A 14,557-nucleotide genomic window follows, 5' to 3' on the forward strand; every position below is an offset into this window, starting at 1 on the left:
AATTTCAGTACCGGGTACTGAAATTATCATCATGGGGAGAGGAGTGCGCGATGTCGGACGCTGCGTGCGCCGGTCGCTTCATCACCGTCGAGGGTATCGACGGCTGTGGTAAGTCCACACAGGCACGTTTGTTGGCCGAAGACCTCGAGCGCGCCGGATACGACGTGCTGGCACTTCGCGAGCCGGGGGGTGTGGCGATATCGGAGAAGATCCGCGCGCTTTTGCTCGACCCCACGAACGCGGAGATGTCGGCCACGTGCGAACTTCTGCTCTATGAGGCGGCGCGCGCCCAGCTCGTGCACGAGGTGGTGGCGCCGGCGCTTGCCGAGGGGCGCGTCGTGGTGTGCGACCGCTTCTACGATTCCACCACCGCCTATCAGGGGCATGCGGGCGGCGTGCCGCTCGATGCGGTGACGCGGGCGAACGAGCTTGCGGTGGGGGCGTGCGCGCCTGACCTCACACTCGTATTCGACATCGATCCCGCGCTCGCCGCCGAGCGTACCGTCTCGCGCACGCAAGATCGCATGGAGGCGAAGGGCATGGGGTACCAGCGCCGCGTGGCCGAGGGGTTCCGCGCGATCGCCGCGGCGGATCCCACCCGCGTGAAGCTCATCGATGCCGCGCGCGACATCGATGCGGTCCACGCCGACGTGATGGCCGCCGTGGCCTCGGTGCTGTCTTGCTAAGAAAGCCCTAGCGGGAAAGCACGCTGTCGTGTTCGACGAGCGTGGGCGGCACCATGATCTTCAGCGGGAACCCGGCGAGCGTGGGGTCGTTGAAGATGCCCAGGAGCACGCGAACCGCGGCGGCGCTCAGCGCCGGCAGGTTCGTATCCACCGAAGTGAGCTTGGGGTTGGCGTAGCGCGCCTGCTCCGAGTTGTCATACCCAACGATGCTCACGTCGTTGGGAACTTCGAGCCCCGCCTCTTGAAACGCCTTGAGCGCGCCGAGCGCCAGGCGGTCGCCGCATGCGAAGAGCGCGGTAGGGGGCGTATGGAGCTCGCCAAGCGCCCGCTTCGTCTCCTCATACCCCGCTTCGAACGTCCACGATGTTCCACCGAATACGCCGCCATAGCATGACAGCCCGCGGCTCGCGAGCTCATCGGTGAAGCCTTGGATGCGTTCGCGGCAGTTAATCGAGACCCGATTGCCCGCAAGCAGCATGATGTTTCGATGTCCCTGCTCGTATAGATAACGAGCGACCTGCGCGCCGCCCTCCATGTTATCGGTGCAAACGGACATGATCTCGGGCATATGGTTGTTCAGGAGAACCGAGGGAATCCCCAGCTCAAGTGCCCGATTGAGATGCTTGTGTGAGATGGCGCTAAGAAAGATGATTCCATCAAAGCGCATCGACGACAGGTAATCGTCCAATTCCTTTTGCTCATCGAGCGCAGAATAAATGAGCCGAGTGTTCCGCTCGGAGCACTCTTGCTCGGTGAGGTAAAGCAGGCTTGTGTATGTTGGGAACATGATCTTGTCGGCAACTTTTTTGTTCTGCGGGATGAAGAATCCCACGGTGCGCATGGGTTCACTCGACGAGTTCGTGGTGTTGATCGCGCCTTGGGATACCGTACTGCCCGTTGGGGCGATGATGGTTCCTTTTCCAGGGAGCTTTGAGACGAGTTGATCGTCAGAGAGCATTTGAAGTGCGCGCCGCACGGTGGTGCGGTCAACCCCGTAGGTATCGCCGAGCTCCCGCTCGGAGGGAAGAAGCTGGCCGGCAGCGAAGGCGCCCTGTTCGATCTTCTGACGAATATCGTCGTAGAGTCTTTGGTAGAGAAACGCCTTCTTTTTCATGGAGCCAGTCCTTTCGTGCTGTCTCCTCCACTTCTGCGGCGATGTGGGGAGACGACGCGAGCAGCATGGTCTAACACTTGCATTGTACGGCAGATACCAGCAAAAAACACCAGTGGTGCGTAATATCCACCATCGCGGCAGGCATATCTCATGCAAAGCGCCGGTAGGGGCTATCTACCGGCGCTTTCACGTATGGGTATGTGATGCTGCGCGATGCGTGAAGCTACAGCGCCATCTCGTAGGCCTCGCGCATCAAATCCTCGTTGAGGGGGCGGGGATTGCAGGTGATATGACCGGTGGTGCGCTTGACGATGTCGATAAGTTCGTCGAGGGGGATGTCCTTGGTAAGGTAGGGGGTGAGCTTCGACGGGGCATCGATCGCCTTCTGAAGCTCCTCAATCTTTGCGATGAGGGCGTCGGTGGCGCCGTCTGCATCGAGGTCGGCGGTGTCCACGCCGAAGGCCTCGGCGACGCGGGCGTAGCGATCCTTGGCGTAAGCGCGGTTAAGCTCGACGGATGCGGACAAGAAGATCGAGCAGGCATCGCCGTGAGGAATCTTGAACGTGCCTCCCAGGGGCTGCGCCATGATGTGCGCGATGCCAATTCCAGCTGTGATGGCGACGCCGCCGAAGTAGCTTGCGAGCATCATGGCGCCACGAGCCTCGATGTCATCGGGGGTCTTTACAGCGCGCTCGAGGTTTTGGGAGATGAGCTCCACGGCGGCGAGGCCATACATCTCGGTGATGGGAGTCGCATTGAGGGAGACATAGGATTCGATGGCATGGCTCAACGCGTCCATGCCGGTCGCTGCGGTGATCGCCGCGGGGAGACTAAGGGTCAGCTCGGGATCGAGAACGACGATATCGGCAATCATCGTGGTGTGATAAAGGCTCTTCTTCAGTCCGTTGTCGTTATTCAGGACAACGGCGGTCTTCGTGGCCTCGGCGCCTGTGCCGGAGGTTGTGGGGATAGCGATGAAGAGCGGGGGAGCGGTAACCACCTCGCGCCCCTCCATTTGGTACTCTTCGATCTTCCCGCCATTGACGGCAAGCATGTTGATGGCCTTGGTCGCATCGATGATGCTGCCTCCGCCAAATGCCACGGCGCAATCGCAACCCTCTTCAAGATAGAGATCGCGACCGTGGTTGATGCAGTTCGCATCGGGCTCACCATAGATATCGGTATAGATGACGTATGCGATGCCTGCCTTATCGAGCATCTCCGTAAGCGAGAGGAAGCCGGCATTCTGGCGATCGAATGTGGTGAGGAACACCTTGTTCACCTTGTACCAGGAAAGCATACCGGGTACTTCTTGAAGCTTTCCCGCTCCAAAGACGAGGTGGCGGTTAAAAACGATGTCGAATGCTTTCATTGAACCCTCCAAAAAAACCAATAGGTGGTATGTAAGTAAGCACGATACTATGTGCAAAAAGCACCACTGTCAAATGCTCATGTTCTGCTAAACGGTAGAAAATTTAAGGTAAACGGTAAAAACACCAATTAATTGAAAAAACCCTACCGGTGTGTTAAAACAAATCCAGAGATGCACACAAAAACACCAATGGTGCAAGGAGGAATCATGATCGACGCACAGACGAGTATCGAGGATGTGCTTCCGCTCGAGCTCATCAACGTCTCCATGAAAGGGACTTCGCGTGAAGAAGTTCTCGAGGAGTTTGCCGACATGTTCGAGAAGGCCGGTTGCCTTTCTGACCGCGCCCAGTTTCTAAAAGACGCTTGGTGGCGTGAAGGCGAGGGTCCCACCGGCATCGGTGGCGAGATCGCCATCCCGCATAGCAAGAGTACCGGCGTTTCAAAGACCTCGCTTGCCGTCGGTCGTATTCCAGAAGCGGTCGAGTGGCCTTCGCTTGATGACGGCCCGTGCCGTGCCTTCGTGATGTTCGCCGTTCGTTCGGACGATCAGAACCAGGAAGTCCATCTTCTGTCCAAGGTGGCGGTGGCTCTGTGCCATAAGGAGGTGGTCGACACCTTGCTTACTTCGGATGATCCGGAGGCGATTCGTTGTGCATTGAGTGGAGAGGAGAGCAACGAATGAAAGTCGTAGGGGTTTGCGCCTGCACCGCAGGCATCGCGCACACGTATATGGCGCGCGAGCACATCTTGGAGGCCGCTAAACAGCGCGGTGACTCCTGCTTCATCGAAACGCAGGGAACCATCGGTCCCGAATACGTGCTCACCGACGAGCAGATCGCCGAGGCTGACGTCGTGTTGCTCGCAGTCGACGTTGCCATTTCCGGCGAGGAGCGCTTCGCGGGCAAGCCTACGGTTCGCGTGGGCACCGCGAAGGTGATCAAGGATTCCCGGGGCATCTTGGACAAGATCCAGGAGCTCTTGGATAAGAAGAACGCCAATTAGGCCAATTAGAGAAGAGGGTGACTGCAGGTGTTTGACAAATTTAAGCCCAACAAACTCATGGGTCATGTGCTGACCGCAATCGGCTACATGATTCCGCTCGTCGTTGCTGCCGGTCTGTGCATGGCGCTCGGCCAGGTTATCGACAGCGACGTCCGCAACTCGACCACCGGCTTGGGATACTATCTCTACACCGCTGGTAACTATGGTATGCAGTGCATCGTTCCGGTCATCACGGCGGGCGTTGCCTACTCCATCGCGAGCCGTCCTGGCATCGCGCCCGGCCTCATCGTGGGCTTCATCTGCTCCGAGATTAAGGCGGGCTTCATCGGCGGTATCGTCGCTGGCTTCCTCATTGGCTTCATCATCACCCTCATCAAGGGCTACCTCAAGGTGCCGCAGGCGGTTCAGGGTCTCATGCCCGTCATGATCATCCCGGTCATCACCACCGCGCTCGCTTCCGTGCTTATGTACACCATCGTGGGCATTCCGTTCACGTGGCTGTCCGAGGCGCTCACGAACTGGGTCACGAGCCTTCAGAGCGGTTCCAAATTCGTCTTCGGCGCTGTTCTTGGTGGCATGGCTTGCTTCGACTTCGGTGGTCCCGTCAACAAGACCGCTTCCACGTTCGTCAACGGTCTCATGATCGACGGCATCATCGGGCCGGAGTCCGTCAAGTTCGTCGGCTCCATGATCCCGCCGTTCGGCATCGCCATCTCTGCTCTGCTTACGCCTAAGAAGTACACCAAGGCCGAGAAGGAGACCTTGAAGGCCGCAGTGCCCATGGGCGTTTGCATGATCACCGAGGGCGTTATCCCCATCGCTGCCCGCGACCTTATCCGCGTCGTGTTTGCTTGCGTGTGCGGCTCTGCCGTCGCCGGCGGCCTGTGCATGATCTGGGGCTGCGGTTCGCCCGTTCCCCATGGCGGCATGCTCACCGTGCCCCTGTTCACCAACCCCGGCATGTTCTGCGTCGCCCTTGCGATCGGCAGCGTCATCACCGGCGTGATCCTTTCGATCATCAAGAAGGTTCCCAAGGACGACGGCTCCAACCCCGACATGGTGAACCCGCTTGACATCGTCGCTGGTACCGAGAACCAGCCCAAGGCGACCTCGAGCATCAAGGACGGCGATCTCCAGCTCGAGAACTTCTAAGAGAAAAACCGTTCCATCCCCTTCGGTGCGGGGCGTCAGACGTCCCCTTGTGTGCGCCCCGCACCGATTCGATGAGACAGATCGGGCAGGCTTATCGAGGTCTCATCGACAAGCACGAAAGCCTGTCGGATCTATTTCATCACGAGATCAAACCATATGAGAGGAGATTCACGATGCTTATCGGAATGAAGGAAATGCTCGGTGTTGCGAAAGAGAATCACTTCGCCGTCGGTGCATTCAACGCCACCCAGAGCGAGCTTCTGCGAGCTGTGGTCGAGGAGGCCGAAGCGACGGATACCCCGGCAATCATCGAGGTTTCGTTCGGTGAGTTCAGCTTCGCAACGCCCGACTTCTATGCGTATGCTCGCGAGCGTCTTGGCAATAGCCGCGTTCCCTTCGTGCTCCATCTCGACCATGGTCATTCCCTCGAAGAGTGCATGCAGGTCATGCGTGCCGGTTTCACGAGCGTCATGATTGACGGCTCGATGCTTTCCTATGAGGAGAACGTCGAGCAGACCAAGCGCGTTGTGGAGCTCGCTCATATGGTGGGCGTCGACGTCGAGGCCGAGATCGGCACTATTGGCAAGATCGACAACTCCTCTGACGAGGGCGGCGCGACCGATATCACCTACACCGACCCCCAGGATGTTGTTGACTTCATTGGTAAGACGGGCGCAGACTCGCTTGCCGTCGCCATCGGAACCGCCCACGGCCTGTATCCCAAGGGCTTCGACCCCAAGCTCCGTCTCGACATCCTCGAAGAGATCGTAAAGGTTTCTCCGGTGCCGCTCGTTTTGCACGGTGGCAGCGGCAACCCCGACGATGAGGTGCGTCGCGCGTGCGAGATCGGTATCCAAAAGGTCAACATCTCGAGCGATTTCAAGCATGCGTTCTTCCAAGCGGTGGGCAAGATGATCGCCACAGGTGAAATTGTTCCCGCGAAGGTTCTGACCCCAGGTATCGAGGCTGCTCGCGAGGTCATCGCCCACAAGATGGATGTCTTCGGCAGCGTAGGCAAGGCGGCTTGCTACCGGTAGGCAAGCGATTCGCAATGTCTTGGGGGCAATCCCCTAGTTTTGGCGCCCCCGATGTCGCGCTTATGCGACCGGGGGCGCTCGCTATGAGAGGAGCAGACCAATGGAGCCGATTGTGCTCGATCATCAACACGTGTGGCGTACGTATGTGAATGCCGGCAGGCTGCATGGGGTGAAAGATCCGCATTATCCCGAAGAGTGGATCTCTTCGGTGACCGAAGCCGTTAACCCCAATACCCATCAGGGGGAGGGATTGAGCCGGGATGTAAAGACCGGCAAAACGCTCAAAGAGCTTATCGAGGAAGATCCTGCCGGTATGCTTGGTTCACGTAGAGCAGCGCAAGGTGGGGGATTGGGCATCTTGGTAAAGCTCATCGATGCGGGGGAGCGCCTTACCATTCAAGTCCATCCCGATGCCGCCCGTGCGAAAGAGCTGTTTGGCTCCCCGTACGGAAAGACTGAGTGCTGGTACTTCTTGGACGATGGCTGCGATGATGTGGCTCCGCGCCCCTGCGTGTATTACGGCTTCAAAGAAGGGGTCACGCGTGAGCGCTGGGAGGAGCTTTTCCAAGCGCAGGACATTCCGGGAATGCTCGACTGTATGCACCGCATCGAGGTCGAGCCGGGAATGGTTGTGTACGTGCAAGGAGGAAACCCCCACGCCATCGGCGGAGGATGCTACTTGATCGAAATCCAGGAGCCCACCGATCTAACGATTCGCGTCGAGCGCACAACGCCAACCGGTTTTGCGGTCGCAGATGAAATGTGTCATCTTGGCCTTGGATTTAGCCGAATGTTCGATTGCTTCGACTACCAGGGGAAGACGCCGGAAGAGGCGCGCGCTGCTTGCGTGGTGCCCCCGAAAGCCGTGTGTAAGAACGAAGTTGGGACTTGCATGGAGCTTGTTGGCAAAGACCGCACGGCGTGCTTTGCGATGAAGAAGCTCTCATTTTCCAATTCGGGTACCATGGAGCTTCCCGATGAAGACGACTTTCGCGTTCTCTTCGTGATTGGTGGAAGCGGATCTATCTCTGCAGGTGATGGCGCATCCGTCCACGTTGCCGCGGGCGATCAGGTCTTTGTTCCCGCGTCAGCCGGCTCGTGCGCGGTTACGATGGGTGCGGGATCGGAAGTTCTCGAGCTGCGCGGGCCAGCGCTTTAGTAGCTATAGGGTTCTCGAAAGGTGAGATAGACATGGAAAACAATGAAATGGATGCTCCGCAGCGCAGCGAGCTGCGAAGCCAGAAATACCGCATTCTCTCCCCGGAGCTCGATCCGCTGAGGATCGGTTCCGGTTGGGCGGTCGAGGATCTGTCTAAACCCCAGGTAATCATCGAGAGCACGTTCGGCGATTCGCATCCGGGGTCGGTCGGTTTGCTCGATGTGGTCGAGGCGGTTCGCGAGGGCGTTGCCTCCGCAGGTGGCCACGGGGCGCGTTATTTCACGACCGATGTCTGCGACGGCGAGGCGCAGGGGCATGACGGCATCAACTACTCGCTGCCGTCGCGTGATGCGATTGCCAACATGATCGAGATCCACGCGAATGCGACGCCGTTCGACGCCGGCGTGTTCGTGGCGAGCTGCGACAAGGGTATGCCCGCGAACCTCATGGCGGTAGGCCGCCTCAACATCCCGCCCGTCGTGGTTCCCGGCGGCGTTATGGACGCCGGCCCGAACCTCCTTACGCTCGAGCAGCTGGGGATGTATTCGGCGCAGTACGAGCGCGGCGAGATCGGGCTCGAGGAATTCGAGTTCTACAAGCACAACGCCTGCCCAAGCTGCGGCGCTTGCTCGTTTATGGGCACGGCGACCACCATGCAGGTCACGGCGGAGGCGCTCGGCCTCGCGCTTCCCAGCACGGCGCTGCTTCCGGCGACAAGCAAAGACCTGTTCGAAATGGCGCGCAAGGCGGGCGAGCGCGCGGTCGAGCTCGCGCGCGAGGGGCTGTGCCCGCGCGACATCGTGACGCGCGAGAGCTTCGAGAACCTTATCCTTGTGCATGCCGCCATCTCTGGCTCCACGAACTCGCTGCTGCACATACCCGCGATCGCCCGCGAGTTCGGCATCAAGATCACGGCGGACGACTTCGACCGCCTGCATCGCGGCGCCGTGTATCTCCTCAATATCCGCCCCGCGGGGAAGTGGCCGGCGCAGTTCTTCCACTACGCGGGCGGTGTGCCGCGCATCATGGAAGAGATCCGCGACCACCTGCACCTCGACGTGATGACGGTGACGGGCAAGACGCTCGGCGAGAACCTCGACGAGCTGCGAGAATCCGGCTACTACGAGCGCTGCGAGCGCGAGCTCGAACCGTGGGGCCTTACGCGCGAGGACGTGATTCGCCCCGCGAGCGATCCTATCGGCAAGGACGGTTCCATCGCGATCCTGCATGGAAACCTCGCGCCCGATGGCGCCGTGGTGAAGCACACCGTCGTGCCTGCAGAGATGTTCCAAGCGACGCTGCGCGCCCGTCCCTTCGACTGCGAGGAGGAGGCGCTTGCCGCGGTGCTGCACCACGAGGTCGAACCTGGTGATGCCGTCATCATCCGCTATGAGGGACCGAAGGGCTCGGGCATGCCCGAGATGTTCTACACCACCGAGGCGATTTCGTCCGATGCCGAGCTGGGCGCGTCGATTGCCCTCATCACCGACGGACGCTTCTCGGGCGCGTCGAAGGGCCCGGCGATCGGCCACGTTTCGCCCGAGGCCGCCGCGGGCGGGCCCATCGCGCTCGTGGAGGAGGGCGACCTCATCGAGATCGATATCCCGGCGCGCCGGCTCGAGATCGTGGGCATCGCCGGTGTGCGTATGGATGCCGACGAGGTCGCGCGCGTGCTCGAGGAGCGTCGCGCCGCATGGAAGCCGCGTCCCGCGAAGTACACGAACGGCGTGCTCAAGTTCTACACGCAGCATGCGGCATCCGCCATCGACGGCGGCTACATGGCGTAGGCGGCGCGAGCCGGCAGACAGGTTACTTGGCGGTCTCCTGCATGTAGCGATCCATCGCGTCCGCGACGCGCTTGGCGTCGGAGACCGCCTCGACCACGGTTCGCGCACCCGTGGACACATCGCCGCAGGCGAAGACGCCGGGACGGGTGGTGTGTCCCTCAAGGTCCGTGCGCAGCAGGCCGCGTTTGTTCGTTTCGAGCCCCTCGGTTGTGCTTACCAGGCGATCGAGGGGCCGTTGCCCTGCGGAGATGATCACGCTGTCGGCAGGGTAGAGCTTCTCCGTGCCCTCGATGGCTCGCAGCGTGGGCGGCTCACCGTTCTCGCTTATCTCGGAGCCGGTGGTCTCAATGAGGATGAGTCCCTCTTCGGTGATGCGCACCGGTGCGCGGTTGAGCACGAACTCGACGCCCTCGAGCTCCGCATAGCTGCGCTCGTGATTGCTTGCCGCGACGTGCGATGACTGCGCGTAACAGGTCACATGCTCCGCGCCATGCCGGAGCACGGTGCGCGCCACATCCATGGCGGCGTTGCCCACGCCGATCACCGCGACGCGGCGACCCAGCTTGAAGCTATCGGGATTGGCGAGATAGTTGATGCCGTAGTGCACGTTTCCGAGCGTCTCGCCGGGAATGCGCAGCGCGTGCGGGCGCCACACGCCCGTGCCGGCGAACACGGCGCGGTAGCCGTCTTCGAACATGTCGTCGATCGAGATTGCCTGGCCGATCGTCGTGTTGAAGCGGAGTTTCACGCCGTTCGCCTCGAGGTGCCGCGTTTGGAAATCGTCGAGTACCCGCTTGGGGAGACGGAACTCGGGAATGCCATAGCGAAGATTTGACATATTTGACAGAGCCAACATTCGCTCGCGATGCGGGCGTGTTGATAGCAAGTATGTAACGTTCGATCGAAAGGAAGAACATGAAGGTAGGATTCGTAGGACTCGGCATCATGGGCAAGCCCATGTCCATCAACGTGCAGAAGGCCGGACATCAGGTCTATGCGTTCGACTTCAACATGGATCGCGCCAAGGATCTTGTCGAGCTGGGAGGCATCGCCTGCAGCTGCGGCAAGGAGGTCGCGGAGAACGCCGACGTCGTTATCACCATGCTCCAGAACTCGCCTAACGTCGAAAGCGCGCTCTTCGACCCGAACGGTCTGGCCGAGGGTCTCTCTGCTGGCAAGTGCGTCATCGACATGAGCTCCATCGCTCCGCTCGCAAGCCGCGATTTCGCCCGTCGCCTCGAGGAGATCGGCGTCGACTTCCTCGACGCTCCCGTTTCCGGCGGCGAGCCCAAGGCCATCGACGGCACCATCGCCGTCATGGTGGGCGGCAAGCAGGATGTCTTCGACAAATACGAGGGGCTGCTCAAGACCATGGCTTCGACTGTGACCCTCGTGGGCGAGGTCGGCGCCGGCAACATCACCAAGCTTGCCAACCAGATGATCGTCGCCATCAACATCGCCGCCGTCTCCGAGGCGTATTCCCTCGCCAAGAAGGCCGGCGTCGACCCGGCGCGCGTCTACGAGGCCATCCGCTCCGGCCTGGCCGGCTCCACGGTTATGGATCAGAAGTCGCAGAAGATCTTCGATGGCGATTTCACCCCGGGCTTCCGCATCGAGCTCCACATCAAGGATCTTCAGAACGTCATGGACACCTCGCACCAGGTGAACGTAAGCGTGCCGTTCAGCTCGCTCGCCATGGAGATCATGCAGTCTCTCAAGGCCCACGGCCACGAGAAGGACGACCACTCCGGTATCGCTGAGTGGTATGAGATGGTCAACGGCATGAAGCTCCAGGGCTAGACCTTCTAGCTTTTTTGGAAATCCCTCTTTCCGTCCCCTGCGGCCGCATCGAAGTGTCTCCCGATGCGGCCGCCTATTATAGGCATGTAAAATTACCCCAGGGGTTTTTAAACATTCTGGAGAATGTAAAAGCACCCCAGGACTCTTGCGTGCCGCATTGCCTATTCTGAAGATGCGTTTCGCTTATGAGAAAGGGTACAGCCATGGCTTTTGTCGATACCGTTGAGCTGCCGGACGGCACGCCCATGCCGCGGTTTGGCATGGGCACATGGTTTTTGGGAGAGAGCGCCGCGAAGCACGATGATGAGCTTGCCGCGTTGCGAACCGGCCTCGATGCTGGCGTGACGCTTATCGACACGGCCGAGATGTACGGGAGCGGAGCTGCCGAACACCTGGTGGGAGAGGCGATTCGCGGATACGACCGGGAGAGCCTCTTCTTGGTGTCGAAGGTGTACCCCCATAACGCTGGCGACCCAGAGATCTTTGAGAGCGTGGAGGCGTCGCTCGAGCGCTTGGGCACGGATTACCTCGACATGTATCTGCTCCATTGGCGCGGCGCGGTACCGCTTGCCGAGACGGTCGAATGCATGGAGCAGCTGGTTGGGGACGGGCTCATCCGCCATTGGGGCGTCTCGAATTTCGATGTGGACGACCTCGAAGAACTCTTCGCTGTGCCCGATGGCGAGCGGTGCGCTGTGAACCAGGTTCTCTACCATCTGGGTTCGCGCGGCGTCGAGTACGCCGTGCTGCCGTGGATGCGGTCGGTCGGCATGCCGCTCATGGCATATTGTCCGCTTGCTCAGGCGGGTGACTTGCGCCGTGGTTTGACGAACGACCCGGCGGTTGTGGAAGTTGCCCGCCGCCACGACGCCACGCCGCTTCAGATTCTTTTGGCGTTCGTGCTGCGCGACCCTATGGCGATCGCCATACCACGCAGCGGCAAGCCCGAGCATGTGCTCGAGAACGTGCACGCCTGCGAGATCGAGTTGAGCGACGATGACCTCGCACTGCTTTCGCGCTCGTTCCCCGCGCCAGGGTATCCCACGCCGCTCGATATCGTGTAGCGAACGCGACGGGTGGCAGGCGTGCCGCCCCTTCGTCCTTCGTGCATAAACTTGTCGAATCTCTTCACGAAGGCGTCCATGTGCCTCTCTGTCTTGGCTGCGCGGTAAGATAGAGCCTACCGTTCAGCCGAAAGGGGAGGCCCCATGGCGCCTGCGCACGACAACCGATCGCGTTCTCTGCTCGCGCAGCTCGATACGCAGCCGCGCGTGCGCGACTTCCTTGCGCGCGCCATCGAGACACAGCGCACCTCGCATGCCTATCTGTTCCTGGGCGCACCGGGATCCGGCAAGCTCGATGCAGCTTGGGCGCTCGCGCAAGCGCTCATCTGCGAGCAGGGAGGCTGCGGTGCCTGCGAGGCGTGTGTGCGCGTCGCGCGCCGCACGCACCCAGACGTCCGCTACCTCGCGCCCGAGAGCGCGACAGGCTACCTCATCGCGCAGGTGCGCGACCTTATCGAAGAGGTCTCGCTTGCCCCGGTGCGCGCGCATGGCAAGGTCTACATCATCGACCGTGCGGACCAGCTTCGCGCGAGTTCGGCGAACGCCCTGCTCAAAACCCTCGAAGAGCCGCCGGCAAACGTGACGTTCATCCTCTTGGGCACCTCGGCCGACACCATCCTGCCCACAATCGTGTCGCGCTGCCAATGCGTGCCGTTCCGCCTCATCTCACCCGAGGCGGCGGCGCAAGCGGTCACGCGCGCGACGGGGTTCCCGCTCGAGCGGTGTCGCATGGCAGTCGCCGTCGCGGGGAGTCCGGGACGTGCGACGGAGTTCCTCAAGAGCGCGAGCCGCCAGGAGGCGCGCCGTGCGATGCTTCGTGCGATCGACTCGCTCGCCCATGCGGACGAGGCGGACGTCCTCTTCCATGCGAAGGCGATCACCCTTGCGGTCAAGGCGCCGCTCGCCGAGGTCAAATCAACGCAAGAGGCGATCCTCAAGCGAGACGAGGAGTATCTCTCGCGTGGTGCCCTCAAGCAGATTGAGGAGCGCAACAAGCGCGAACTCACGGCGCGCGAGCGTTCGGGTATCATGGAAGTGCTCGCCTGCGCGCGCTCGCTGCTGCGCGATGCCCTGGTGCGGGTTGAGGGCATCTCATCGGAGCCCGTCAACGCCGACGTCGAGGACATCGTGGGCCGCCTCGCCTCCGAGATGGCATCGTCCGTCTCGGCCGTGCATGCGCTCGAGGCGGTGGAAGCCGCCGAACGCGCCGTGTCGCGCAACGTCACTCCGCAGCTGGCCTTCGAGGTCATGCTCTTCGATATCAGGAAGGCTCTCACATGCCCGTCGTAGTACCCGTCAAGTTTCCCTTCGCCTCGTGCGACCTCTGGTTCGACCCGCAAGGGCTCGATATCGTCGAGGCGGATTACGCGATCTGCTCCACGGAGCGGGGGACGGAGATCGGCCTCGTTACCGCCGACCCCTTCGAGGTGGAGCAGAAGGAACTCCGCGCGCCGCTCAAACCCGTGCTGCGCATCGCGAGTGAGGAAGACCTCGACCGTGCCGACGACCTTGCCCGCAAGGGCGAGGCCGCGATGACCGATTTCCGCGACCTCGTGCGCCAGAACGATCTCGAGATGAAGCCCGTGGGCGTGGAGTATCTGTTCGGCGGCGAGAAGGCCGTGTTCTATTTCGCTGCCGAAGACCGTGTGGACTTCCGCCAGCTCGTGAAGGACCTCTCCGCGCGGCTGCACACGCGCGTCGACATGCGCCAGATCGGCGTGCGCGACGAGACGCGCCTTGTAGGCGGCATCGCCCATTGCGGCCAGGAGCTGTGCTGCACGCGCTTCGGCGGGCAGTTCGAGCCGGTGTCCATCCGCATGGCGAAAGAGCAGGACCTGCCGCTCAACTCTACGAAGATCTCGGGTGTGTGCGGCCGCCTCATGTGCTGCCTGCGCTACGAGTTCGAGGCATACAAGGACTTCAAGAGCCGCGCGCCCAAGAAGAAAGCCGTGATCGACACGCCGCTCGGCAAGGCGCGCATCCAGGAATACGACACCCCGCGCGAGCAGCTCGTGCTCCGTTTGGAGAGCGGTAAGGTGTTCCGCGTCGACTTGTCCGCCATGACCTGCTCGGATGTTGCCCGTCAGCGCGCCGAGGAGCAGGGCTGTGCCTGCCGTCCGGATTGCGTGACCCGCGACGTGCTCGAGCGCCTCGAGAGCCCGGACATCGCGCTCGCGCTCATGGAACTCGACCGCGAGCACGGCATCGATGTGGGCGATGGCCTTTCGAGCGATGACCGCATCTCGATCGATAGCCCGCGTCGTCGCCGTTCGCGCGACCGCGGTGACGCGCCTGCCGAGGCGTCGCGCGGCAAGGGCAAGGGTCAGCGCGGTGCCAAGGGCGCTTCCGAGGCTGATGCTGCCGCTCCCGCGCGCCGCCGCC

At 61.4% G+C, this 14,557-nt stretch carries 14 protein-coding genes; 11 read left to right on the forward strand and 3 right to left on the reverse strand.

The genetic code is table 11. The annotated features are described in order from the left end of the window. The first annotated feature begins 50 nt into the window (after window positions 1-50). The gene (gene tmk, locus QZ079_RS01075; RefSeq protein WP_297033945.1) at window positions 51-686 is read left to right on the forward strand and encodes a dTMP kinase; all 636 of its coding nucleotides are present in this window, start codon (window positions 51-53) and stop codon (window positions 684-686) included. 7 nt (window positions 687-693) lie between these two features. On the opposite strand, the gene QZ079_RS01080 is transcribed toward tmk, so the two are convergent. Together QZ079_RS01080 and QZ079_RS01085 are read right to left on the reverse strand one after the other, a co-directional pair. Next, window positions 694-1,800, reverse strand: coding sequence for a GntR family transcriptional regulator (locus QZ079_RS01080; protein WP_297033950.1), 1,107 nt, complete (start codon window positions 1,798-1,800; stop codon window positions 694-696). Window positions 1,801-2,023: 223 nt separating this feature from the next. Further along, complete coding sequence (locus tag QZ079_RS01085) at window positions 2,024-3,172, reverse strand: iron-containing alcohol dehydrogenase (protein WP_297033953.1); 1,149 nt, start codon at window positions 3,170-3,172, stop codon at window positions 2,024-2,026. Between the two features lie 207 nt (window positions 3,173-3,379). Here QZ079_RS01085 and QZ079_RS01090 point away from each other — a divergent pair, with 207 nt between their 5' ends. The 6 genes from QZ079_RS01090 (at window position 3,380) to ilvD (ending at window position 9,311) form a co-directional block, all read left to right on the forward strand. Further along, entirely contained in the window at window positions 3,380-3,856 is a 477-nt protein-coding gene (locus tag QZ079_RS01090) for a PTS sugar transporter subunit IIA (protein ID WP_297033956.1), read from the forward strand. Further along, window positions 3,853-4,176 carry a PTS fructose transporter subunit IIB gene (locus QZ079_RS01095; RefSeq protein WP_297033959.1) on the forward strand — a complete coding sequence of 108 codons (324 nt, stop codon included), beginning with the start codon at window positions 3,853-3,855 and terminating at the stop codon, window positions 4,174-4,176. The genes QZ079_RS01090 and QZ079_RS01095 overlap by 4 nt, the downstream gene beginning before the upstream one ends. A 27-nt stretch (window positions 4,177-4,203) precedes the next feature. After that, window positions 4,204-5,328 (forward strand): PTS fructose transporter subunit IIC, encoded by a 1,125-nt coding sequence (locus tag QZ079_RS01100; protein WP_297033961.1) that lies wholly within the window; start codon window positions 4,204-4,206, stop codon window positions 5,326-5,328. Window positions 5,329-5,501: 173 nt separating this feature from the next. After that, window positions 5,502-6,365: a ketose-bisphosphate aldolase gene (locus QZ079_RS01105; protein WP_297033964.1), complete on the forward strand. Its 864-nt coding sequence runs from the start codon at window positions 5,502-5,504 to the stop codon at window positions 6,363-6,365. 112 nt (window positions 6,366-6,477) lie between these two features. Continuing rightward, on the forward strand, window positions 6,478-7,524 hold the full coding sequence (locus QZ079_RS01110) for a class I mannose-6-phosphate isomerase (protein WP_297033967.1): 1,047 nt from the start codon (window positions 6,478-6,480) through the stop codon (window positions 7,522-7,524). A gap of 32 nt (window positions 7,525-7,556) precedes the next feature. Continuing rightward, window positions 7,557-9,311 (forward strand): dihydroxy-acid dehydratase, encoded by a 1,755-nt coding sequence (ilvD, locus tag QZ079_RS01115; RefSeq protein ID WP_297033973.1) that lies wholly within the window; start codon window positions 7,557-7,559, stop codon window positions 9,309-9,311. 22 nt (window positions 9,312-9,333) lie between these two features. On the opposite strand, the gene QZ079_RS01120 is transcribed toward ilvD, so the two are convergent. Beyond that, on the reverse strand, window positions 9,334-10,149 hold the full coding sequence (locus QZ079_RS01120; protein WP_297033975.1) for an FAD-dependent oxidoreductase: 816 nt from the start codon (window positions 10,147-10,149) through the stop codon (window positions 9,334-9,336). 77 nt (window positions 10,150-10,226) lie between these two features. Between QZ079_RS01120 and garR the strand changes: the two genes are divergently transcribed. The 4 genes from garR to ricT form a co-directional block, all read left to right on the forward strand. Beyond that, window positions 10,227-11,111 (forward strand): 2-hydroxy-3-oxopropionate reductase, encoded by an 885-nt coding sequence (gene garR, locus QZ079_RS01125; RefSeq protein WP_291288951.1) that lies wholly within the window; start codon window positions 10,227-10,229, stop codon window positions 11,109-11,111. Between the two features lie 203 nt (window positions 11,112-11,314). Continuing rightward, the gene (locus QZ079_RS01130) at window positions 11,315-12,175 is read left to right on the forward strand and encodes an aldo/keto reductase (protein ID WP_297033981.1); all 861 of its coding nucleotides are present in this window, start codon (window positions 11,315-11,317) and stop codon (window positions 12,173-12,175) included. A gap of 144 nt (window positions 12,176-12,319) precedes the next feature. Beyond that, complete coding sequence (holB, locus tag QZ079_RS01135; protein WP_297033984.1) at window positions 12,320-13,465, forward strand: DNA polymerase III subunit delta'; 1,146 nt, start codon at window positions 12,320-12,322, stop codon at window positions 13,463-13,465. Then, window positions 13,453-14,557 (forward strand): regulatory iron-sulfur-containing complex subunit RicT (gene ricT / locus QZ079_RS01140; protein ID WP_297033986.1); only part of this gene is annotated, 1,105 nt, incomplete at its 3' end. The genes holB and ricT, both read left to right, overlap by 13 nt.

The sequence above is a fragment of the uncultured Enorma sp. genome (genome assembly GCA_905210055.1).
Taxonomy (GTDB): domain Bacteria; phylum Actinomycetota; class Coriobacteriia; order Coriobacteriales; family Coriobacteriaceae; genus Enorma.

Coding starts and splice junctions, on each gene's coding strand:
- tmk (WP_297033945.1), top strand. CDS start 51: ATGTCGGACGCTGCGTGCGCCGGTCGCTTCATCACCGTCGAGGGTATC.
- QZ079_RS01080 (WP_297033950.1), bottom strand. CDS start 1,800: ATGAAAAAGAAGGCGTTTCTCTACCAAAGACTCTACGACGATATTCGT.
- QZ079_RS01085 (WP_297033953.1), bottom strand. CDS start 3,172: ATGAAAGCATTCGACATCGTTTTTAACCGCCACCTCGTCTTTGGAGCG.
- QZ079_RS01090 (WP_297033956.1), top strand. CDS start 3,380: ATGATCGACGCACAGACGAGTATCGAGGATGTGCTTCCGCTCGAGCTC.
- QZ079_RS01095 (WP_297033959.1), top strand. CDS start 3,853: ATGAAAGTCGTAGGGGTTTGCGCCTGCACCGCAGGCATCGCGCACACG.
- QZ079_RS01105 (WP_297033964.1), top strand. CDS start 5,502: ATGCTTATCGGAATGAAGGAAATGCTCGGTGTTGCGAAAGAGAATCAC.
- ilvD (WP_297033973.1), top strand. CDS start 7,557: ATGGAAAACAATGAAATGGATGCTCCGCAGCGCAGCGAGCTGCGAAGC.
- QZ079_RS01120 (WP_297033975.1), bottom strand. CDS start 10,149: ATGTCAAATCTTCGCTATGGCATTCCCGAGTTCCGTCTCCCCAAGCGG.
- garR (WP_291288951.1), top strand. CDS start 10,227: ATGAAGGTAGGATTCGTAGGACTCGGCATCATGGGCAAGCCCATGTCC.
- QZ079_RS01130 (WP_297033981.1), top strand. CDS start 11,315: ATGGCTTTTGTCGATACCGTTGAGCTGCCGGACGGCACGCCCATGCCG.
- holB (WP_297033984.1), top strand. CDS start 12,320: ATGGCGCCTGCGCACGACAACCGATCGCGTTCTCTGCTCGCGCAGCTC.